Here is a 21,024-nt window from a genome sequence, read left to right as displayed (position 1 = left end):
CGTGGTGGGGGTGAAAGACTACTTTACTGTCGCTGGAGGCGCCCGCTTGCAGGGCACTGTCAAGGTTGATGGCGCCAAGAATTCTGTCCTAAAGCTCATGGGGGCGGCCCTTCTCGCGGAGGGCACCACCACCCTGACCAATTGCCCGGACATCCTGGATGTTCCTTTCATGAAGAAGGTGCTTGAGGGGCTTGGGTGCGAGGTTGACTACCAGGGGGATACGGTCACCATTGACACCCCTGCGCAGTTGCGGTCCGACGCCGACTTCGACGCCGTCCGCCAATTCCGTGCGTCCGTCTGCGTCCTGGGCCCGTTGACCGCCCGTTGCGGCCGCGCCAAGGTTGCGCTGCCCGGCGGTGACGCCATTGGTAACCGCCCCCTAGACATGCATCAATCCGGTCTGGAAAAGATGGGCGCACGCACCTACATCGAGCACGGTGCGGTGGTCGCCGAGGCCGAAAGTCTGCACGGCGCCCGCATCAAGCTGGATTTCCCGTCCGTGGGCGCCACGGAAAACATCCTCACCGCCGCCGTCCTCGCCGAAGGAACCACGGTGCTGGATAACGCCGCGCGCGAACCCGAGATTGTTGACCTTTGCGACATGCTGGTCTCGATGGGGGCGAAGATTGAGGGCGCGGGCACGTCCACCATCACCATCGAGGGCGTGGACAAGCTCAAGCCAACCCAGCATGAGGTTATCGGTGACCGCATCGTGGCTGGCACATGGGCGTATGCCGCCGTGATGACCCAGGGTGATATCACCGTCACGGGAATCGCGCCGCGCCACCTGCACCTGCCGCTGGAGAAGCTCAAGTCAGCGGGCGCGCAGGTTGAGACCTATGAGCATGGATTCCGCGTGCGCATGGACCGCCGCGCTAAGGCGGTGGATTACCAGACCCTTCCTTTCCCGGGATTCCCAACGGACCTGCAGCCGATGGCCATCGGCCTGTCCGTGGTAGCCGAAGGCACCTCAATCATCACCGAAAACGTCTTTGAATCGCGGTTCCGTTTCGTCGACGAACTGCTGCGCCTGGGCGCCGACGCGCAGGTCGATGGCCACCACGTGGTCATTCGCGGTCAGGAGAGCCTGTCTTCCACGCACGTCTGGAGCTCCGATATCCGTGCCGGCGCCGGCCTGGTGCTTGCGGCCTTGTGCGCTGATGAGACCACCACCGTTCATGACGTTTTCCATATCGACCGTGGTTATCCGGCTTTTGTGGAGAAGCTGAATGCTCTGGGTGCTCGCGTGGAGCGTCATCGGGAGGAAACTCTCTACTAGCTACTAGCGCAGAGCGGGTAGCGGTTTAAACTTCATTTTTATCCCCATGTTGAGTGCTTTAAAAAGCGTGTTTGACGTGGGGATTTGTGTTTGTTTGTGTGGGTGTGTAACTTTATCTGAGTCAGCGCGACCGACAGCGCCCCACAGGGAAGAGGTTCTCTGGAGTGTGGCGGTAGGAAAACGGGCGGTGGCAACAATAATTTTCTAGCTCGTGTGAGTTTCGCTTGCGCCTTGTGCGGTGCGGGTGGATGAGCGCGTGGCAATGATGTTTGAGAACTCAATAGTGTGCCAATGTACTTATTTTTTCTGCAATGGTTTGTGTTGTGGTTGGTTTGTTTGTGCTGGCTGGGCTTGTGTGGTCTGGTTGGTTGGTGTGTGCCGGGTGGCGTGTTTCGATATGTGCGTCACTGTAAATAATGAATATTGTTTATCGGCTATCACTTGGATGAATCGCTGCAATCTTCGATTGCACGGCCAAGCCTGCTTTGACCCCGTCGGGTAATGGGTTTGGTTGATTTTTCTTTAGTAATAGTAATTTTGGTCAGCTTTTCAATGAGCGTGAGCTTGTTGAATAAGTTTGTCTTTATTTTTTGTTAGGTATTGGGCTTTTCACGGCCTTGAATCTTTTTCTTATAGAGATTTTTGTGGAGAGTTTGATCCTGGCTCAGGACGAACGCTGGCGGCGTGCTTAACACATGCAAGTCGAACGGAAAGGCTTCTAGCTTGCTAGAGGTACTCGAGTGGCGAACGGGTGAGTAACACGTGGGTGATCTGCCCCTAACTTCGGGATAAGCTTGGGAAACTGGGTCTAATACCGGATAGGACCATGCTTTAGTGTGTGTGGTGGAAAGTTTTTTCGGTTAGGGATGAGCCCGCGGCCTATCAGCTTGTTGGTGGGGTAATGGCCTACCAAGGCGTCGACGGGTAGCCGGCCTGAGAGGGTGTACGGCCACATTGGGACTGAGATACGGCCCAGACTCCTACGGGAGGCAGCAGTGGGGAATATTGCACAATGGGCGGAAGCCTGATGCAGCGACGCCGCGTGGGGGATGACGGCCTTCGGGTTGTAAACTCCTTTCGCCAGGGACGAAGCGTTATGTGACGGTACCTGGATAAGAAGCACCGGCTAACTACGTGCCAGCAGCCGCGGTAATACGTAGGGTGCGAGCGTTGTCCGGAATTACTGGGCGTAAAGAGCTCGTAGGTGGTTTGTCGCGTCGTCTGTGAAATTCCGGGGCTTAACTCCGGGCGTGCAGGCGATACGGGCATAACTTGAGTGCTGTAGGGGAGACTGGAATTCCTGGTGTAGCGGTGAAATGCGCAGATATCAGGAGGAACACCGATGGCGAAGGCAGGTCTCTGGGCAGTAACTGACGCTGAGGAGCGAAAGCATGGGTAGCGAACAGGATTAGATACCCTGGTAGTCCATGCCGTAAACGGTGGGCGCTAGGTGTAGGGGGCTTCCACGTCTTCTGTGCCGTAGCTAACGCATTAAGCGCCCCGCCTGGGGAGTACGGCCGCAAGGCTAAAACTCAAAGGAATTGACGGGGGCCCGCACAAGCGGCGGAGCATGTGGATTAATTCGATGCAACGCGAAGAACCTTACCTGGGCTTGACATATACAGGACTGGTGCAGAGATGTATCTTCCCTTGTGGTCTGTATACAGGTGGTGCATGGTTGTCGTCAGCTCGTGTCGTGAGATGTTGGGTTAAGTCCCGCAACGAGCGCAACCCTTGTCTTATGTTGCCAGCACGTTATGGTGGGGACTCATGAGAGACTGCCGGGGTTAACTCGGAGGAAGGTGGGGATGACGTCAAATCATCATGCCCCTTATGTCCAGGGCTTCACACATGCTACAATGGTCGGTACAACGCGTTGCGACATCGTGAGGTGGAGCTAATCGCTGAAAGCCGGCCTTAGTTCGGATTGGGGTCTGCAACTCGACCCCATGAAGTCGGAGTCGCTAGTAATCGCAGATCAGCAACGCTGCGGTGAATACGTTCCCGGGCCTTGTACACACCGCCCGTCACGTCATGAAAGTTGGTAACACCCGAAGCCAGTGGCTCAAACTCGTTAGGGAGCTGTCGAAGGTGGGATCGGCGATTGGGACGAAGTCGTAACAAGGTAGCCGTACCGGAAGGTGCGGCTGGATCACCTCCTTTCTAAGGAGCATTTATTTTTTGCCTGCAGTTGCAGGTCCCGCACAGTGATGTGTGGGTGCGTATTGAGTAGGCGAGTGTTCTACTGTGCGCGTATTTTTTTAATCGGGTGGAGACACACCACACGATGAACATGTCAACCATTGTGCGGCATGAAGTGTTGTGGAAAAGATTGTTAAATGTATGTTGGTGCATTGTTGGGTGTCTGGGGCATTATTGTTCCTGGTTTAACCCCGCTAGAGTAACGGCGCGCATGACACGTTTGTGTGTGGTTGTTGTGTGGTGGGGGTGTTGTGTGAGAACTGTATAGTGGACGCGAGCATCCACCGCGCTGGCACATGATTGTGTGTTGGTGTGGTGAGTGTATATTTCTTTATTCTTTTTGTGTTTTGTGTAGTTCACCGCGCATTACATGGCTTCCTGCTTTTTGGTGGGGGGTTGTGTGGTGTGCGTTGTGTGTTCGTTATGAAGGGCGCATGGTGGATGCCTTGGCATGCTAAGCCGATGAAGGACGTGAAAGGCTGCGTTAAGCCTCGGGGAGTTGTCAATTAAGCGTTGATCCGAGGATGTCCGAATGGGGAAACCTACTTGTCGTTATGGGCAGGTACCTGCAAGTGAATTCATAGCTTGTGTGGGGGTAACGCGGGGAAGTGAAACATCTCAGTACCCGTAGGAAGAGAAAATAATAATGATTCTGCTAGTAGTGGCGAACGAACGTGGATGAGGCTAAACCGTGTGTGTGTGATACTTGACAGGGGTTGCGCATGCGGTGTTGTGGGCCTAGGCGTATCACAGCTGTTGATGTGGTGCCATATTGGATGATTGTTAGTTGAAGTGGTTTGGAATGACCCGCCGGAGAAGGTGAGAGCCCTGTAGGTGAAGGTGATTATCGTGTGGTTGTCTAGTTGCCCGAGTAGCAGCGGGCTCGTGGAATCTGCTGTGAATCTGCCGGGACCACCCGGTAAGCCTAAATACTTAGCGTGACCGATAGTGGATAGTACCGTGAGGGAATGGTGAAAAGTACCCCGGGAGGGGAGTGAAATAGTTCCTGAAACCATGTGCTTACAATCCGTCAGAGACCGTGAGTGTGGTTGATGGCGTGCCTTTTGAAGAATGAGCCTGCGAGTCAGCGGCATGTCGCGAGGTTAACCCGTGTGGGGTAGCCGTAGGGAAACCGAATCCTAATAAGGGTGTATGTAGTGGCATGTCCTGGACCCGAAGCGGGGTGATCTACCCATGGCCAGTGTGAAGCGATGGTAAGACGTCGTGGAGGCGCGAACCCACGTAGGTTGAAAACTGCGGGGATGAGCTGTGGGTAGGGGTGAAAGGCCAATCAAACTCCGTGATAGCTGGTTCTCCCCGAAATGCATTTAGGTGCAGCGTCGTATTAGCTTGTTGGAGGTAGAGCTACTGGTTGATTGAGCGGGACTACAATCTTAGCAATGTCAGCCAAACTCCGAATGCCAGCAATGTGGTGTACGGCAGTGAGACTGTGGGGGATAAGCTTCATAGTCGAAAGGGAAACAGCCCAGATCGCCGGTTAAGGCCCCTAAGGGTGTGCTAAGTGGAAAAGGATGTGGGATCGCGAAGACAGCCAGGAGGTTGGCTTAGAAGCAGCCATCCTTGAAAGAGTGCGTAATAGCTCACTGGTCGAGTGGTTCCGCGCCGACAATGTAGTGGGGCTCAAGCACACCGCCGAAGCCGCGGCAATATTTTTATATTGGGTAGGGGAGCGTCGTGTACTGCGTTGAAGCGTTACCGTAAGGCGGCGTGGAGTGTATACGAGTGAGAATGCAGGCATGAGTAACGAATTGAACAGTGAGAATCTGTTCCGCCGGATGACTAAGGGTTCCTGGGTCAAGTTCGTCTTCCCAGGGTGAGTCGGGACCTAAGGCGAGGCCGACAGGCGTAGTCGATGGACAACCAGTTGATATTCTGGTACCCGTAAACACGCGCCCATGGTAAAGCAGTGATACTAACCACCCACAATGTTTCCCGCCTTACTCTTTGAGTAGGTGGGTTACTGCGTGCGTGGGGCCTAAACTGTGGTCCAAGCGATGGGGTGACACAGGAGGGTAGCCAAGCCACTTATTGGATTGTTGGTGTAAGCGTGTAGCCGATGGTGTAGGCAAATCCGCACCTGGTAGGTCAGACGTGACGCATAGCCCTAAACAGGGTGAAGTTGGTGATCCCATGCTGTCGAGAAAAGCCTCTAGCGATGTGTGTTTATGGCCCGTACCCCAAACCGACACAGGTAGTCAGGTTGAAAATACTAAGGCGTTCGGGTGAACTGTGGTTAAGGAACTCGGCAAAATGCCCCCGTAACTTCGGGAGAAGGGGGACCACACGAGGTGACAACCCATGCGGTTGAAAGCGTTGTGTGGTCGCAGAGAATAGAGGGAAGCGACTGTTTATCAAAAACACAGGTCCATGCGAAGACGTTAAGTTGATGTATATGGACTGACGCCTGCCCGGTGCTGGAAGGTTAAGAGGACCGGTTAGAAACCTTTGGTTTCGAAGCTGAGAATTTAAGCCCCAGTAAACGGCGGTGGTAACTATAACCATCCTAAGGTAGCGAAATTCCTTGTCGGGTAAGTTCCGACCTGCACGAATGGCGTAACGACTTCCCTGCTGTCTCAACCACAGGCCCGGTGAAATTGCACTACGAGTAAAGATGCTCGTTACGCGCGGCAGGACGAAAAGACCCCGGGACCTTCACTATAGCTTGGTATTGGTATTCGGTTCGGTTTGTGTAGGATAGGTGGGAGACTATGAAACCGTCACGCCAGTGATGGCGGAGTCGTTGTTGAAATACCACTCTGATCGGATTGGATACCTTAACCTTGGCCCATGATCTGGGTTGGGGACAGTGCCTGGTGGGTAGTTTAACTGGGGCGGTTGCCTCCCAAAAAGTAACGGAGGCGCCCAAAGGTTCCCTCAGCCTGGTTGGCAATCAGGTGGTGAGTGTAAGTGCACAAGGGAGCTTGACTGTGAGAGAGACATCTCGAGCAGGGACGAAAGTCGGGACTAGTGATCCGGCACCAACTTGTGGATGTGGTGTCGCTCAACGGATAAAAGGTACCCCGGGGATAACAGGCTGATCTTCCCCAAGAGTCCATATCGACGGGATGGTTTGGCACCTCGATGTCGGCTCGTCGCATCCTGGGGCTGGAGTAGGTCCCAAGGGTTGGGCTGTTCGCCCATTAAAGCGGCACGCGAGCTGGGTTCAGAACGTCGTGAGACAGTTCGGTCTCTATCCGCCGCGCGCGTTGAAACTTGAAAAAGGCTGTCCCTAGTACGAGAGGACCGGGACGGACGTACCTCTAGTGTGCCAGTTGTTCCGCCAGGAGCACCGCTGGTTGGCTACGTACGGAAGGGATAACCGCTGAAAGCATCTAAGCGGGAAGCCTGTTTTAAGATGAGGTTTCATTCGAGGTCCCCTAAAGACTATGGGGTTGATAGGCCAGACATGGAAGCATCGCAAGATGTGAAGTCTACTGGTACTAATAGACCAAAACAAACACTTATAAACAACACAAACACCAAAAACTAGAAACACGCACGCCGTGCACGCGTCCACTATGCAGTATCTGACACAACACCAGGCCAGCACACACATGTGCCCCGGTGACTTGTCGGTGGTCAATAGCGGCAGGGAAACGCCCGGACCCATTCCGAACCCGGAAGCTAAGCCTGCCCGCGCTGATGGTACTGCAACCGGGAGGTTGTGGGAGAGTAAGTTACCGCCGACACCAAACATAAACAACTACATAAGCGACGAAAAAGCGCCGGTAGCCATTACGGTTACCGGCGCTTTCTTCGATCTTAGAACAAAAGCGCGGTTCTGGCTGCCTGGGCTCTGCATTACCAGATGAAAATGCTTAGAAGGCATGGCGGGTTTCAGCCAGGGTTCGCTTCCTGCCTCTTAGGCGCGGTTTAAAAACGGGGTGATCTCTCTCAGCTTGGCCACATTGTTTTCCCTACTAGCCTGCAACAACGTAGTGTTAGCTGGGTAGCGCATTGACTAAACAATGCTGAATTTTCAACGCCACCATTTCCTTGGAAGAGAGCCCATGACTGAGCAGAATTCTGCCGAAGCAGTTCAGCTATCCCCATCAACGAAGCCCGCCGCGGCGCGAGCGGTAGACCTTTTCAAGCAGTACGGTCAGGGGGAGACTGCGGTAACAGCCTTGGACCACGTCAACATCGAATTTGCCCGTAACGAATTTACGGCAATCATGGGTCCGTCCGGTTCGGGCAAGTCTACGCTTATGCACACCATGGCGGGCCTGGATTCCGCAACCTCCGGCTCCGCCTACATCGGTGAGACGGACATGTCAGGTCTCACCGATAAGGAAATTACTAACCTGCGCCGCGACCGCCTGGGCTTTATTTTCCAGTCCTTTAACCTGGTGCCTACCCTTAACGCGGCCGAGAACATTACCCTGCCCACTGACATCGCCGGCAAGAAGGTGGATAAGGAATGGTTCGATGAGGTAACCAACCGGCTCGGCCTTTCGAAGCGGCTCACTCACCGCCCCGCGGAACTTTCGGGCGGCCAGCAGCAGCGCGTGGCATGCGCGCGAGCGTTGGTCTCGCGGCCCGAGATTATTTTCGGTGATGAGCCAACCGGCAACCTGGATTCCAATTCCTCCGCGGAGGTCCTGGATATTCTGCGCACCGCGGTGGATCAGGATGATCAGACCGTGGTGATTGTTACCCACGACGCCAAGGCGGCATCGTACGCCGATAGGGTGGTGTTCCTAGCGGACGGCAAGCTGGTTAATGAGCTTGCAAACCCAACGATGGAAGCCATCCACAAGATCATGGCTGAGATTGAGGCTTAATTCATCATGGCTCAATCGACTATGACCAGGGTTTCCCTGCGCAACATTATGGCGCACAAATTGCGCCTTGCCCTTACCGTTTTAGCCGTGGTACTGGGAACCGCCTTTATCTCCGGTTCCTTCATGTTCACCAACTCTCTGTCCTCTACCTTTGATTCGGCGGTATCGAACTCTTTTACGGGGGTTGACGCCGCGGTAAGCCCGAAGGGCGAAGGGGCCGAAGGGATTAGTGCCCAGCAGCGGGAGGAATTAGCCAAAGATCCCGAGGTGCGGGCGGTCAATATCGCCTCCCAGGAAACTGTGGTGGTTGCCAACGAGCAATCCGAGGCGTTCCAAACCGGAGGTGGTACCAGCGCCTTGTTCCCGTACTACCCGGAGGAAAAGTACGTTGGCGAACCCAACTCCTTAATCGAGGGCAACGCACCGGTCGGTGCGGAGCAGGTAATCGTCTCTAAAGGTGGTGCGGAGGCCCACGGTATCGCCGTGGGGGACAAGCTGATCGTGGTGGATTCCGAGAACCGCACCAGCGTCGAGGTAACTGGTATCTACGAACCGGCGATGGAGGCTGGCGTTGGCGGGTCCATCCTCCTGGAGATGGATGAGGCGGCCTTCCTCGAGCGCTACCACCCCGACGGGCTGGTAGACCAGCTCAAGGTGGCCGGCGCTAACGGCGATCCCCAAGCATTGGTACGCCACCTCAATGATACGTATGACATCGAGGCCGAGGAGGGCAAGGTCCTCGCGGAGCGCCTCAGTGAGGTAATTTCCTCCGCCCTGGAGTTCGTCAATTACTTCCTTATCGCTTTTGGCCTCATAGCGCTGCTGGTTGGCACGTTCATCATCGCCAATACCTTTTCCATGATCGTGGCGCAGCGGACCAAGGAGTTCGCCTTGCTGCGCGCGCTGGGCGCATCACGCGCCCAGATCACCCGTTCCGTGGTTATGGAATCCGTTATCGTGGGCCTGATTGGCTCCGCTATCGGCGTGGTAGCAGGCATGGGGCTTGTGGCTGGCATCAAGTGGTTTATGACCCAACAAGGTTTCCCCATGGACGGTGGCTTAGGCCTAAGCGCCAACGCGGTCATCATCCCGCTGATTCTTGGCACCATTGTCACGGTTGTTTCCGCATGGGCGCCGGCCCGCCGCGCGGGCTCCGTCCAGCCGGTGGAGGCAATGCGCACCACTGAGCAGGCGGCGGGAAGCTCGCTCAAATCCCGCACCATCATTGGCCTTGTCATGATGGTGGTGGGCGTCGCCGCGGCGGTGGCCGCGGTATTTATGACCGATTCGCCTACCAAGACCCGCGCGATCATCGTGGGCATTGGGGCCTTTGGCCTCATCGTGGGTTACTTCCTCGCCGGCCCGGCACTGTCCCTGCCCATCGTCCCGACCCTCGGCAAGATCGTCGGGGCTCCGTTTGGTGCCATCGGCTCCCTCGCCGCCACCAACTCCCAGCGCAATCCGCGGCGCACCGCGGCCACAGCGTTTGCACTTACTCTGGGAGTGGCATTAGTGACCGCTATCGGCATGTTCGGCGCGACAATGAAAAGCGCGGTGGCGGACACGCTTACCGAGAATGTCAGCGCCGATTACATCCTGTCCGGGCCAACCACGGGCGCTTTCCCAACCCCTGCGGAAACCCCGCAGCTGGCTCGCGATACGGAGGGCGTTGAGCAGGTGGTAAACCTCTATACCGCCCCGGTGAGCGTAGATGGCACTGGGTCCATGGCGTTTGGCCCTCATGTGCAGACCATGGTTATCGATGCCAATCCATCGGAGATGGTGAATTTTAAGGTCGTAGAGGGAACTATGGATTTCTACGGCACCCCGGGCTTTATTGCCACCGAAGACAAGGCCCAAGAGATGGGCTGGAAGGTTGGCGAATCCTATGAGCTGGCCGCCCCGGGCCTGAGCCCGAAGACCAAGGAGCTAAAGCTCGTTGGCACCTTTGAACGCAACAACATCGTTGAGGGAATCGCGGTTCCCGCCGATGTGGTGGAGGAAATCGTCCCCGCCCAAGCTATGACGCTGACCATGGTTGGCGTCAATGGTGAACAGGGCTATGACCTGGAGCAGCTGCGTACCAACCTCGAGGAATCCACCAAGGAACTCGTGGTGGTCCAGGTGGTATCCGGCCCGGAGATGGCGGATCAAACGGCCGTCCTCATCGATCAGATGCTTTCCATTCTCTACGCCCTGCTAGCGCTCGCGGTGATAATTGCCATCCTGGGTATCGTCAACACTCTGACCCTCGGCGTGATTGAGCGGAGGCAGGAGATTGGCATGCTGCGTGCCGTGGGCACGCATAGGCGCCAGGTGCGCACCATGATCACCCTAGAGGCCGTGCAAATCGCGATCTTTGGCGCGGTGATGGGCATGGGAATTGGCCTGCTACTGGGCTGGTCCTTCCTAGAGGTGCTTGATTCCTCCGGCATCGATGAAACCATCTTCCCGTGGGGACAGTTGTTGCTGATGCTCGCCGCCTCCGCCGTGGTGGGCGTGGTGGCCGCGTTCTGGCCATCCCAACGCGCTGCTAAGACCCCGCCGTTGGAGGCCATTAAATCCTAAGAACTTTGGCGGGATGTGGCTAAGCGGGCTAAAACCCGCCCGCGATGCGGGCGGCCCACAATCCGCCGCGCCAAGCCGCCACGATGCCAATTGCCACGCTAAAGCCCAGGTATACGGTGAAATCCCGGTATCTCTGGGCTTTAAGCATTTCCGCCAGCTCCTTGGCCATGGTTGACCACGTGGACAGGCCACCGGCGAACCCCGCGGCCGCTGCGGCGGAGATGAGATCCTCGCGGGGGAACTCGGACAGCGCAAGCAGCCCCACACACACGCCGGCCGCCAGCGAGCCCAGGACGTTGGAGGCAAACGTTGAAACGGGGGAGGGGAGAAGCCGGCTGAAACCATAGCGGAGCATCCCGCCCGCAAAGGCGCCGGCGAAGGTGCAGAGCAGGACAGGGACCATGGTCATCGCCGAGCCCTCCTCAGGAAGCCACCGGCAAGGTACGCCACTGGGCAGCCTATAACCGTCAGGGCCACATAGGTTGCAGCCATCGCGGCGGGCTGTTGCGAGGCCAGCAGCGCAAAGGCGGCGAAAGAGGTAAACCCGCCAAGGAAACCGGTGCCCCAGAATGGGCCCGGCTTGGCCCAGCCCATCGCCGCGGAGCCCAGGACGTTGATCACGAGCAGCGGCCACAACCCGCCGGCAAGGGCAAGCGTAAGCATCTGGCGGGCAGCGGCGCCGCAGCCGGCACCAGCACCTACGATGAGGGCTTGTTTCATGACAACGAGGATAATTGATGCCTGCTTGACGCCCGTTCCAAACCGGCCCGTGGGCAAGCCCACACTAGGCCGGGGGTGTAACCCCGCTGCGCGGGCCGCCGAAACGGGGAAAGATGGAGGATAGGTATGAATCCATCGAGCCCAAGGAGCCCTAGAACCCCATGGCACACCAACGTGCAGGACAGCTTGCCCAGCCAGGAGATCTGATTGACATTGCGGAGCTGGTCACCGCCTATTACACCCTGAGCCCGGACGTATCCATCCCGGGGCAAGAGGTGGCCTTTGGTACCTCCGGCCACCGGGGCAGCGCGCTAGACACCGCGTTTAATGAGAACCATATCCTGGCCATCACGCAGGCCATCGTTGACTACCGCGCCGAGCAGGGCACCACGGGTGCCATTTTCGTTGGCCGCGATACGCACGCTTTGTCCGAGCCCGCCATGGTCTCCGCCCTGCAGGTGCTGCTGGCCAACGGCGTTGAGGTACGCGTGGATGACCGTGGCCGTTACACCCCAACGCCGGCGGTTTCCCACGCTATTTTGACCAACCCCGGAACGGACGGCATCGTCATTACCCCGTCCCACAACCCTCCGCGTGATGGCGGTTTTAAGTACAACCCGCCAACCGGTGGACCCGCGGATTCCAACGCCACTGACTGGATCGCCGCGAGGGCGAATGACTACCTCAAGGCCGGCCTCGACGGCGTCAAGCGGGTGGATGTGGAAGGCGTGCTGGACGAGCGGTGCGTCAAGTACAACTACCTGGATTCCTACGTCGCCGATCTGAAAAACGTGGTGGACATGGACGCCATTAAGAAGGCCGGTGTGCGTATCGGCGCGGACCCCATGGGTGGCGCTTCCGTGGACTACTGGGGCGCTATTGCTGAGCACTACGGCATTGACCTGACCGTGGTTAATGACCAGGTTGATGGCACCTTCCGGTTTATGACCCTGGATACGGACGGCAAGATCCGCATGGATTGTTCCTCGCCGGACGCCATGGCCTCGCTCATCGACAACCGGGACAAATATGACCTCGCCACCGGCAATGACGCGGATTCTGACCGCCACGGCATCGTCACCCCCGATGCCGGGCTGATGAACCCGAACCATTACCTGGCCGTGGCCATCGACTACCTCTTTAGCCACCGCGATGGTTGGGGCGCGGATTGCGCCGTGGGCAAGACCCTGGTGTCTTCCTCGATGATTGACCGCGTGGTTGAAAAGCTCGGCCGCCGGCTGGTTGAGGTACCCGTGGGGTTTAAGTGGTTCGTGGACGGCCTGGTCTCCGGCGAGATTGGCTTCGGTGGCGAGGAATCAGCGGGAGCCTCCTTCCTGCGGTTTGATGGAACGGTGTGGTCCACTGACAAGGACGGCATCATCATGGACCTGCTGGCCGCGGAAATCCTGGCCGTGACCGGCAAGACCCCGTCCCAGCGCTACGCCGAGCTGGTGGAGGAATTCGGTGAGCCGTCCTATGCGCGCACCGACGCCGAGGCGAACCGCGAGCAAAAGGCCGTGCTTAAAAAGCTCTCCCCGGATCAAGTCACCGCGACGGAGCTGGCCGGTGAGACAATTACTGCCAAGCTGACCGAGGCGCCGGGCAACGGTGCTGCCATTGGTGGCCTTAAGGTCACCACTGAATCCGCATGGTTTGCCGCGCGCCCATCAGGCACCGAGGATAAATACAAGATTTACGCAGAATCCTTTAAGTCCGCTGTGCATTTGGAGCAAGTTCAGCGTGAAGCGCAGGCTCTGGTGTCTGAGGTCTTGGGTGGGTAGTCAAAATGGGGTAGGGTCTACCCCGTGAAAAAGATCGATAAAGCGCTGGTACTAAACATTATTAGTGCGTTCGCACGGTTCTATATGGCTTACATCTGGATCTCTGCGGGCTCGGCTAAAATCAACCAGCACTTAGCAGTGGCCCAGACCATCCAGGCCTATGAAATCTTCACCCCTGAATGGTCCAATTACCTGGCGTACGTTATTGGCCCACTTGAAATTGCCGGTGGCGTACTGCTCTTACTCGGTCTTTTTCTCCGGCCGGCGTCGTGGGTTTCCATCGCGGTGCTCACGCTCTTTATCACCGGCATCGCCCAGGCTTGGGCCCGCGGCTTGGGCATTGACTGCGGCTGCTTTGAAGTTGACCCCAACTCAGACGCCCAGGTTCAAAATTACTTTAAGACCATCGCGCGTGACCTCTTCTATATCTTCCTGGCTGCGTGGACCATCAAGCGTCCGTTTAAGAAGTTTGCGTTGCATCCGTAAAGGAAGTGACGCAACCCATGGCCGGTGCGTGCGAGTGGCAATAATTTAGGTATGGGTAGGAATCCGAGGCATTACTTGCAATCCCTGCGCGGAATCTCTCGGATTCATCCCACACCGTTAATACCGATTTACTATCTTCACCAAGAAAAGGCTGGTTTACCGTGAGCAATAAGGTCACGAACCCTAACGCTAAGAGCAATAGCGGCTTCCTGTGGGGCATGGTTGTCCTCCTCGTCATCGTCGCCGCCGTGATTGGCTACATCGTTATCTCCAACCAGGGAGCCAAGACTTCCTACCTGTCTGACCGTGAGACTGAGGAGTTCAACGCAACCGTCACCTACAAGGACAACGTCGTTACCCTGGCCGCCGCCGAGCCTGCGGCCGATGCCAAGGAAGTTGAGCTCTATGAGGATTTCTCTTGCCCTCACTGCGCAGAGCTTGCCGTTGCGACCGACGCTCAGATGAAGCAGGAGATTGAGGCCGGCAACCTCATCGTCAACATCCGCCCCCTGAACTTCCTGGATCAGGGAAACACCGAGGGCCACTCAACCTTGGCCGTGGCAACCACCACCAAGCTAGCCGAGTCCGGTGACGCCTCCGCGTACTGGAACCTGCGCAAGGTTCTGCTCGAGGATCAGCAGAAGATCGCCCGCAAGTGGTCCATCGAGGACTTTGCCAACGCCGCCGGCGAGCTTGGCGCTGAGGGAGCCGCGGTTGACTCCATGAAGGCCGCTACCGCTGAGGATGGCGCTTCCACTGGTCAGGCTAACTTCGATGATCTGGAGAACAAGACCGGTGAGGTTTCCTCCCCACGCGTATTGGTAGATGGCAAGGATGTTGAAGGCTCCATCGATCAGTGGATTGACACGGTCCTCGAGGCCTAATGATTCCTTCCTAGCGCCCGCTTGATAAACGCCATCCGAGCAGCTCATGACCGGGATTTGGTCGAAGTAGAGCGGACGTGTATATTTGAGCGAGGAACAACGCACCGCAAGGTTTACTGTTCCTCGCTTGGATGAGATTTACTCATCCATGGGGCTATGGCGCAGCTGGTAGCGCATCACACTGGCAGTGTGGGGGTCACGGGTTCGAATCCCGTTAGCTCCACCGAATGAGAATCCGCAGGTCAATCACGGCCTGCGGATTCTTTGTATTTGTACAGGTAAATAGGGTTAAGGGGCAAAAGGGGATGCGGACGAAATCCTGGAGGATTTTCCGCATCCCCTTTTGTCGTTTAACCCAAGCAACCCACCCGCTGAATTGTGGGTAACAAATGGGGAGCAAAAAAATTAGTCGCTCAACGGGATATATCCCGGGATTGGGCGCCCTGCTTCAAGAGGACGAACTACTACAAGGCGCCAAAATTATTGGAAAACCAAGTCTCTTATTCGCAGACGTTCTCGGGATACCCGCAGGGAAACAAACAATAGTCATAGGTGACAACCCAAATGTGGACGGCGTATTTGCTGCCAACCTGGGAGCTTCGTTTCACCTAGTGAGCAACGGGATCTGGCACTAAAACTCTCCAACCCAAAGAAAACTGGCACAATCCCACAGATCCGGGGAGGCTGACGGCCGAATGTGAAATTATATAGAATAAAGTTTATCCCAATTTTCCCAAGCAAATCTTCTATGAAGAAATCAAACTGCCTTGATCAAATCTCCGAAAAGTTCGACGAAAAGCACCCTTGGGTTAATCTGGCCGATAGTTGCCACCCAAATCTGCATATCCGCAGCGGTGGGACTAAATCTTACTATCACCGCACTTGCAGCCGTTGAGGTTACAGGCAAGGAATCATTGGGCGGACTAGCCCAGACAAGCACCATCTTGGGCGCCACATTTATTACCATGGCGGCAACGAGAATCAGCATCCTCAAGGATAGGCTGTTTGCACTACGATGCACTATTGGTGTGGCTGCACTGGGATCCCTCGTTGCACACTTTGCCATCTCTACTAAAGGCTCCAGCGGATGGCTTCTCTTCGTTGGATTATTTCTCCTTGGGGGAGGCACGGTAAGCGCACTTATTTCTCGCTTTACAGCCACTGAGAAAGTCGGGCAAAATCAACAGGCTACATCTGCAATTGGCATAGTACTTTTCGGCTCCGCGATAGGCTCTGTAATAGGACCAAATATTTATGGCCTCATCTCTCTAAACATCGAATCACCGATGGAGTGGGCATTCGTCGGGTCTGCTCTAACCTTCATGGTTGGACTACTGGTCCTATCTTTTGAAAGGCGCCAGAGCTACACATCGGGGACCCCACGCTCGACTGCCTCTTCAGAATCAGGACGTCTCATATGGAAGCAATCCTATGTTTTTATATTCGCCGCCGGCATCATTGCCCACGCATCAATGATTAGCCTGATGACAATGGCACCCATTTACACAGATAGAGTTTTCGGTCCATCTAGATCTGGAATCGTGATGACAGCTCACCTACTCGGCATGTATGCTACCGGACCTTTTGTGAGCTCTAGCCTTAATCGGTTCGGACTCAAAAAGACGATTACGTGGGGAGCAACCGTTTTTCTAATCTCGATTTTCCTCTTAGTTTTTCTGCATAACTCTTTTATCCTGTTTACTGTGGGTCTTTTTGGAGTCGGAGTATTTTGGTCGGTAGGTATGATAATTTCCTCCACCCTTGCCTCTAAGGTTGATGACACAAACCAACGAATGGCGCTCCAGGGCAGACTGGATCTGACCATAAACATTGCAGCGGGCGTGAGCTCTATCCTGTCTGGCATCTTAGTGGCCATGATCGGGTATCCACTGCTTGCAGGGCTAGTCTTCGCTTTTGCATTCCTTGCCTCCGTTTCTGTATTTTCGCTAAACCGCGTCAGATCGATCAGATCGAAAGGGCAGATACACCACTAACTAGGACTCGACCGAAACGGTGCAAAAATGGACTAAAAATGGACTATTTCCATTTGGGGGAGTGGTTGCGTCCGCTAGCGTGGTGTATCTGTAGCCCGCGGTAGGCCTTGTGCCGGTGCACAATGAGGCGACCATCGCGGGTACCTTTCGAATCAACTCTTACCTATCCTCGAAAGGAAGTACCCTGCGATGGCCGCTGACCCCAATCATATCGATCCGACCGCGTATGTCGAAGAGCTACTGACTCAAGCCTCCCCAGACCTGATGCGCCAAATGCTCACTGACTTCATCAACCAGATTCTCTCCGCCCAGGCAGACACCGTCTGCGGGGCAGATTATGCAACAGTCTCGCCGGATCGTACAAACACCCGCAATGGTTACCGTCACCGACAGCTAGATACCCGCGTCGGCAGTATTGATGTGGCAATCCCGAAGCTACGCACCGGCTCATTTTTCCCCGACTGGCTGCTAGAGCGCCGCAGCCGCACCGAACGCGCCCTGACCACAGTTATCGCCACCTGCTACCTCAAGGGGGTCTCCACCCGCAGGATGAACGACCTAGTCGCCACACTCGGTATCAACAACCTATCGAAATCACAGGTCAGCGAGATGGCCAAAGAGCTTGACACGATGGTCGAACAATTCCGTACCAGACCATTGGACCAGGGCCCGTATTACTACCTCTCCTGTGACGCGTTGACGATGAAAGTGCGGGAAGGCGGCCGAGTCGTCAAAGCCAGCGTGCTACTGGCCACAGGTGTCAACGCTGACGGCTACCGCGAACTGCTTGGCATGCAGGTTGCCACCGCGGAATCTACCGCGTCGTGGACGGGTTTCTTCCGCGACCTCATCGCCCGTGGCCTCACCGGGGTATTCCTGGTCACCAGTGATGCCCATCTTGGTATTCAAGCAGCCGTGGGTGATTGCCTGCCGCAGGCTAGTTGGCAGCGGTGCCGCACCCACTTCGCGAAGAACCTATCAGCCAAGGTACCGAAGACCCAGTGGCCGACCCTATCAGCAATGTTTCACACGATCTTCCAGCAACCCGATGCCACCAGCGTGTGGATCCAGGCCAGGGATGTGGTGGAGTTCTGCCAGCACAAGTTCCCGAACGTGGCAGGCTACCTCGAGGAGTGTCTCGACGAGCTGTTGGCGTTTACCGCTGCGCCGAAAGCGGTGTGGAGCAAAATCTGGTCGAATAACCCCACTGAACGGCTCAATAGGGAGATCCGCCGGCGTAGCGATGTCGTAGGAATCTTCCCAAACCGAGACGCTGTTGTGCGCCTTGTTGGGGCGGTTTTGGCCGAACAGCACGATGACTGGATCCAACAGAAGCGTTATATGTCACTGGCCAGCCTGACACAGACCAAAGACATCATCGCCGCTGGGGTCATCGACGAGGACCGCGACAACAACCAGGAAAACGCCGCATGAATACCCTCACCCCACATCCCCGAGACGGCCCCTAAACCACCGCCATGAAACTAACCCCAGATTCGAAATACAGATACACCACTACCCAGGACTTGACCGGGGGAGTCTCTGAAAGTGCTTTTGACCAGCTTGTAAGGTAAGTTTTGGGTCGAATCCCGTTAGCTCCACAATTATCCCGGCCCTCTTCGGAGGGAGCGCTACCCGGTGCTGACGCTGATCCTAAAGGGCAGCATGCCGTGGGGGCTGGACGGTCTCCTTGAGGAACTCCTCCTGGGTCCAGTAGGTTCTGTCCCAGTAGCAGATGCTGTTGCGCGGCTCGATGGTGATGAAGTGCTCGGGCAGGACTAAATCATGTGTCTGAGCGATAACCCTTTGACCCGAGGATTGCAGAGCTACGGCCGTCTCCGTGACGGATAGACTGTTGTCGAGTCCGATGGGCACGCCGAGGAAAGTGACGTTATCCTGGTCGAAGTCCACGCGCGCGGTCACGCACTTACCGTCCTCGACGATAGACACGATTTTCCATGTATTCTCTCTTCCGTCGGTGCCTGTGAGGGTGAGGAATCCCTCTAAGTCGGTACCGAAATTTTTTTCGTTAAAGAAGAAGTCGTCAAGTAGGGCACAGTTTTCCTCGACGGTCTTTCCTAAGTAAAAAGGTAAGCTGAGCGTGGTAGTGAAATTCACTGGTTTCACCTTTCTTTTTTGGCTAGGCCCGGACTGGGGATTGAGGCAACCTCCAACAGATTGATGCCAGCTCGTTTTCGAAAATATAGAAACTCACGTCGTGTTCAGGCAGCGTGAGAGAAGAACCGTCGTTGAGGGACTCGATACCCATGTCGTGCAACTGGTTTTGAAATCGGATGGGGCATAGCGCCATAGAGACGCCCAGGAACGTGTCACTGGGGAAAATCGTTGAAACCTCGAGACTGGTAAAAACCTCTTCTTCGAGAGATCCTCTCAGCGACCGTCGGTTACCACCGATCTCGAGTTCACCTTGAGCTGTCCAATAAGTGGTATCGCCAACGTTAAAGCAAACGACCTCAAGGGAAGAGTAATGTTCTGCCCCGGCATCCCAAGATAGAGGGGCTGGCAAGCTATACGTAAAATCCATTTTGAGCGTCCTTCACATCAGTTTCAAGTCCAGCCGCGCGCGGGATGTGCTTCCTAGTGATCATTCCTTGGTCAAAGGCGTAGTCTATGGCCTCTTGTATGGCCTGATCGTATCTGCCTTCAAATTGAGGGGAAGTAAAGAAATCGTACTCAATTTGGAAAATTTCGTTGATGTTTCCTTCCCTTAGAAGACGCTCCTGCTCTTTTCGGTAAGGCTCGGAATAGGAGAAGATTCCCCAACTTTTAGTCTTCGAATGGTCCGCTGTAGTTAGTGTGAGAGCCGGTGCGTTCCTCCGGTTTATTGCAAATTTCGCCGCCAATTCGGGATTATCAAGGATAACTTTCGTAGCCAGTACGTGGGGAGCAGTTCACGTGGTCGGGATTTTTGCTTTCCCTTGTCTACCTCGGTACCGGATTGGCGCTTTACTGGGGATGGCTATTGATTTGCGCCTTTTTGGAAGCGCATGGTTTTGCCTAGGCGAATCGTCCGAGGCGGCAGTCGGCATGCTGGTAAATGCGCTGTGGATATCGCTGCTTTGAAAGTAGGTTAGCATATCCTTACTTACTTATGGTAGGTTGGTTATGTTTAATTCCAGGGTCTGTTCGTTACCGGTTTCCTGGAACTTCAATAATCGCGCGCCACAGGCACACTTCGGTGCCCGCCGGCCTGATTGAAGAAGGGGATCTACTTGTCCACCAATAATCATCTTCGTTATTCACTCACCGCCATCATCGCTTCTGCCGCCCTTGCATTGGGCGCTTGCGGCGCAGCGGGAGGGGAGGGCTCCGCAAACGGGGGAGCGGCCGGCCAGAACAGCTCGGCCGAGGCCTCCGAGGGGCAGACCGTCATCAAGCATGCGTTCGGGGAGACCGTGATCGACGGTAAGCCGGAGCGCATAGCGTCCGTAGCGTGGGGCAATCATGAAGTGCCCCTGGCCCTCGGGGTGGTTCCGGTTGGGATGTCGAAGGCTACCTGGGGCGATGACAACGGAGACGGAATCCTGCCGTGGGTTGATGAGAAATTGAAGGAATTGGGCGGCGATGCCCCAGTCCTCTTCGACGAGACCGATGGCCTCCCCTTTGAGCAGATTGCTAACACCCGCCCGGACGTCATTCTTGCTTCCTACTCGGGAATCACTCAGGAGGACTATGACCAATTGTCTAAGATCGCGCCCACGGTTGCGTATCCGGATGTTGCCTGGTCAACCACCTACGAGCAGATGATTGAGATGAATTCCAAGGCTATTGGGATGGAAGAAGAAGGCCGCAAGTATCTGGAGGACATTGAAAACCAGATCGATGATTCCTTCGCTAAATTCCCAGAGTTAGAGGGAAAAAAGATCCTCTTTACCGCATTCGGCCAGGATGACATGTCCCAGGTTGGTTTCTACACGACTCACGACACCAGAGTGAGCTTCCCACTGGAGCACGGCCTGGTAGCCCCAAAGGCGGTCGAGGAGGCCAGCGCCGAGACGGACGAATTTTGGACCACGGTGTCCGCGGAGAACCCTGACATGTTCAACGATGTGGACATAATTGTCTCTTATGGTTCCAATGACGATGCCCAAAACCAGGAGCTTCTTAAAAAACTGCAAGAAGATCCGCTCATCGGCAAAATCCCCGCGGTGAAGGAGGGCAACGTCGCCTTCCTCGGTGAGGACCCGCTGGCGGCGTCCGCGAACCCGTCGCCGCTGTCCATCCCGGCCACGTTGGACAATTATCTAGCTGAGCTCGCGTCGGCACTTAAGTAAAAGCTGCGTA

The 21,024-nt window shown here is 55.8% G+C and carries 14 protein-coding genes, 1 tRNA gene and 3 rRNA genes; 14 read left to right on the top strand and 4 right to left on the bottom strand.

Annotated elements, in window-relative coordinates; genetic code table 11:
- The first annotated feature begins 10 nt into the window (after positions 1-10).
- From murA to CENDO_RS09220, 6 genes are all read left to right on the top strand, one after another.
- Positions 11-1,279, top strand: a complete 1,269-nt coding sequence (gene murA, locus CENDO_RS09245; protein WP_136141766.1) for a UDP-N-acetylglucosamine 1-carboxyvinyltransferase — start codon at positions 11-13, stop codon at positions 1,277-1,279.
- 641 nt (positions 1,280-1,920) lie between these two features.
- Positions 1,921-3,442 (top strand): 16S ribosomal RNA (locus CENDO_RS09240).
- A gap of 453 nt (positions 3,443-3,895) precedes the next feature.
- A 23S ribosomal RNA gene (locus CENDO_RS09235) occupies positions 3,896-6,965 on the top strand.
- Positions 6,966-7,073: 108 nt separating this feature from the next.
- Positions 7,074-7,191, top strand: a 5S ribosomal RNA gene (rrf, locus tag CENDO_RS09230).
- Together the 16S, 23S and 5S rRNA genes form the textbook arrangement of a ribosomal RNA operon.
- A 321-nt stretch (positions 7,192-7,512) precedes the next feature.
- Positions 7,513-8,286 (top strand): ABC transporter ATP-binding protein, encoded by a 774-nt coding sequence (locus tag CENDO_RS09225; RefSeq protein WP_136141765.1) that lies wholly within the window; start codon positions 7,513-7,515, stop codon positions 8,284-8,286.
- 6 nt (positions 8,287-8,292) lie between these two features.
- Positions 8,293-10,854, top strand: coding sequence for an ABC transporter permease (locus CENDO_RS09220; protein ID WP_136141764.1), 2,562 nt, complete (start codon positions 8,293-8,295; stop codon positions 10,852-10,854).
- Between the two features lie 28 nt (positions 10,855-10,882).
- Here the strand turns inward: CENDO_RS09220 and CENDO_RS09215 are convergent, their stop codons facing one another.
- Both CENDO_RS09215 and CENDO_RS09210 read right to left on the bottom strand, forming a co-directional pair.
- Positions 10,883-11,263 (bottom strand): fluoride efflux transporter FluC, encoded by a 381-nt coding sequence (locus tag CENDO_RS09215; RefSeq protein WP_136141763.1) that lies wholly within the window; start codon positions 11,261-11,263, stop codon positions 10,883-10,885.
- The gene (locus tag CENDO_RS09210; protein ID WP_136141762.1) at positions 11,260-11,574 is read right to left on the bottom strand and encodes a fluoride efflux transporter family protein; all 315 of its coding nucleotides are present in this window, start codon (positions 11,572-11,574) and stop codon (positions 11,260-11,262) included. Before CENDO_RS09210 ends, CENDO_RS09215 begins: the two co-directional genes overlap by 4 nt.
- A 161-nt stretch (positions 11,575-11,735) precedes the next feature.
- Between CENDO_RS09210 and pgm the strand changes: the two genes are divergently transcribed.
- The 7 genes from pgm (at position 11,736) to CENDO_RS09175 (ending at position 18,153) form a co-directional block, all read left to right on the top strand.
- Positions 11,736-13,355 carry a phosphoglucomutase (alpha-D-glucose-1,6-bisphosphate-dependent) gene (pgm, locus tag CENDO_RS09205; protein ID WP_136141761.1) on the top strand — a complete coding sequence of 540 codons (1,620 nt, stop codon included), beginning with the start codon at positions 11,736-11,738 and terminating at the stop codon, positions 13,353-13,355.
- A gap of 24 nt (positions 13,356-13,379) precedes the next feature.
- Positions 13,380-13,841: a MauE/DoxX family redox-associated membrane protein gene (locus CENDO_RS09200; protein WP_425456176.1), complete on the top strand. Its 462-nt coding sequence runs from the start codon at positions 13,380-13,382 to the stop codon at positions 13,839-13,841.
- A gap of 161 nt (positions 13,842-14,002) precedes the next feature.
- Entirely contained in the window at positions 14,003-14,725 is a 723-nt protein-coding gene (locus CENDO_RS09195; protein WP_246014260.1) for a DsbA family protein, read from the top strand.
- Positions 14,726-14,875: 150 nt separating this feature from the next.
- A tRNA-Ala gene (locus CENDO_RS09190) sits at positions 14,876-14,948 on the top strand.
- Between the two features lie 166 nt (positions 14,949-15,114).
- Positions 15,115-15,360 carry an HAD hydrolase-like protein gene (locus CENDO_RS11470; RefSeq protein WP_136141760.1) on the top strand — a complete coding sequence of 82 codons (246 nt, stop codon included), beginning with the start codon at positions 15,115-15,117 and terminating at the stop codon, positions 15,358-15,360.
- A 219-nt stretch (positions 15,361-15,579) separates the two neighbouring features.
- Positions 15,580-16,719 (top strand): MFS transporter, encoded by a 1,140-nt coding sequence (locus CENDO_RS09180; protein WP_168707195.1) that lies wholly within the window; start codon positions 15,580-15,582, stop codon positions 16,717-16,719.
- A 189-nt stretch (positions 16,720-16,908) separates the two neighbouring features.
- Entirely contained in the window at positions 16,909-18,153 is a 1,245-nt protein-coding gene (locus CENDO_RS09175; protein ID WP_136140269.1) for an IS256 family transposase, read from the top strand.
- Between the two features lie 219 nt (positions 18,154-18,372).
- On the opposite strand, the gene CENDO_RS09170 is transcribed toward CENDO_RS09175, so the two are convergent.
- Positions 18,373-18,669: a hypothetical protein gene (locus CENDO_RS09170; RefSeq protein ID WP_136141758.1), complete on the bottom strand. Its 297-nt coding sequence runs from the start codon at positions 18,667-18,669 to the stop codon at positions 18,373-18,375.
- A gap of 190 nt (positions 18,670-18,859) precedes the next feature.
- Positions 18,860-19,264, bottom strand: a complete 405-nt coding sequence (locus CENDO_RS09165; protein ID WP_136141757.1) for a hypothetical protein — start codon at positions 19,262-19,264, stop codon at positions 18,860-18,862.
- A gap of 688 nt (positions 19,265-19,952) precedes the next feature.
- On the opposite strand from CENDO_RS09165, the gene CENDO_RS09160 reads away from it, so the two are divergent.
- Positions 19,953-21,014: an iron-siderophore ABC transporter substrate-binding protein gene (locus CENDO_RS09160; RefSeq protein WP_136141756.1), complete on the top strand. Its 1,062-nt coding sequence runs from the start codon at positions 19,953-19,955 to the stop codon at positions 21,012-21,014.
- Positions 21,015-21,024 lie beyond the last annotated feature (10 nt).

Source organism: Corynebacterium endometrii, from assembly GCF_004795735.1.
Taxonomy (GTDB): Bacteria; Actinomycetota; Actinomycetes; order Mycobacteriales; family Mycobacteriaceae; genus Corynebacterium; species Corynebacterium endometrii.
The sequence above is the reverse complement of the archived record's forward strand: the minus strand, read 5'-3'. Positions and strand labels throughout refer to the sequence as shown.

What these genes read in the sequence shown, in the direction of transcription:
- CENDO_RS09225 (WP_136141765.1), top strand. Translation starts at nt 7,513, where the DNA reads ATGACTGAGCAGAATTCTGCCGAAGCAGTTCAGCTATCCCCATCAACG.
- CENDO_RS09220 (WP_136141764.1), top strand. Translation starts at nt 8,293, where the DNA reads ATGGCTCAATCGACTATGACCAGGGTTTCCCTGCGCAACATTATGGCG.
- CENDO_RS09215 (WP_136141763.1), bottom strand. Translation starts at nt 11,263, where the DNA reads ATGACCATGGTCCCTGTCCTGCTCTGCACCTTCGCCGGCGCCTTTGCG.
- CENDO_RS09210 (WP_136141762.1), bottom strand. Translation starts at nt 11,574, where the DNA reads ATGAAACAAGCCCTCATCGTAGGTGCTGGTGCCGGCTGCGGCGCCGCT.
- pgm (WP_136141761.1), top strand. Translation starts at nt 11,736, where the DNA reads ATGGCACACCAACGTGCAGGACAGCTTGCCCAGCCAGGAGATCTGATT.
- CENDO_RS11470 (WP_136141760.1), top strand. Translation starts at nt 15,115, where the DNA reads ATGGGGAGCAAAAAAATTAGTCGCTCAACGGGATATATCCCGGGATTG.
- CENDO_RS09175 (WP_136140269.1), top strand. Translation starts at nt 16,909, where the DNA reads ATGGCCGCTGACCCCAATCATATCGATCCGACCGCGTATGTCGAAGAG.
- CENDO_RS09165 (WP_136141757.1), bottom strand. Translation starts at nt 19,264, where the DNA reads ATGGATTTTACGTATAGCTTGCCAGCCCCTCTATCTTGGGATGCCGGG.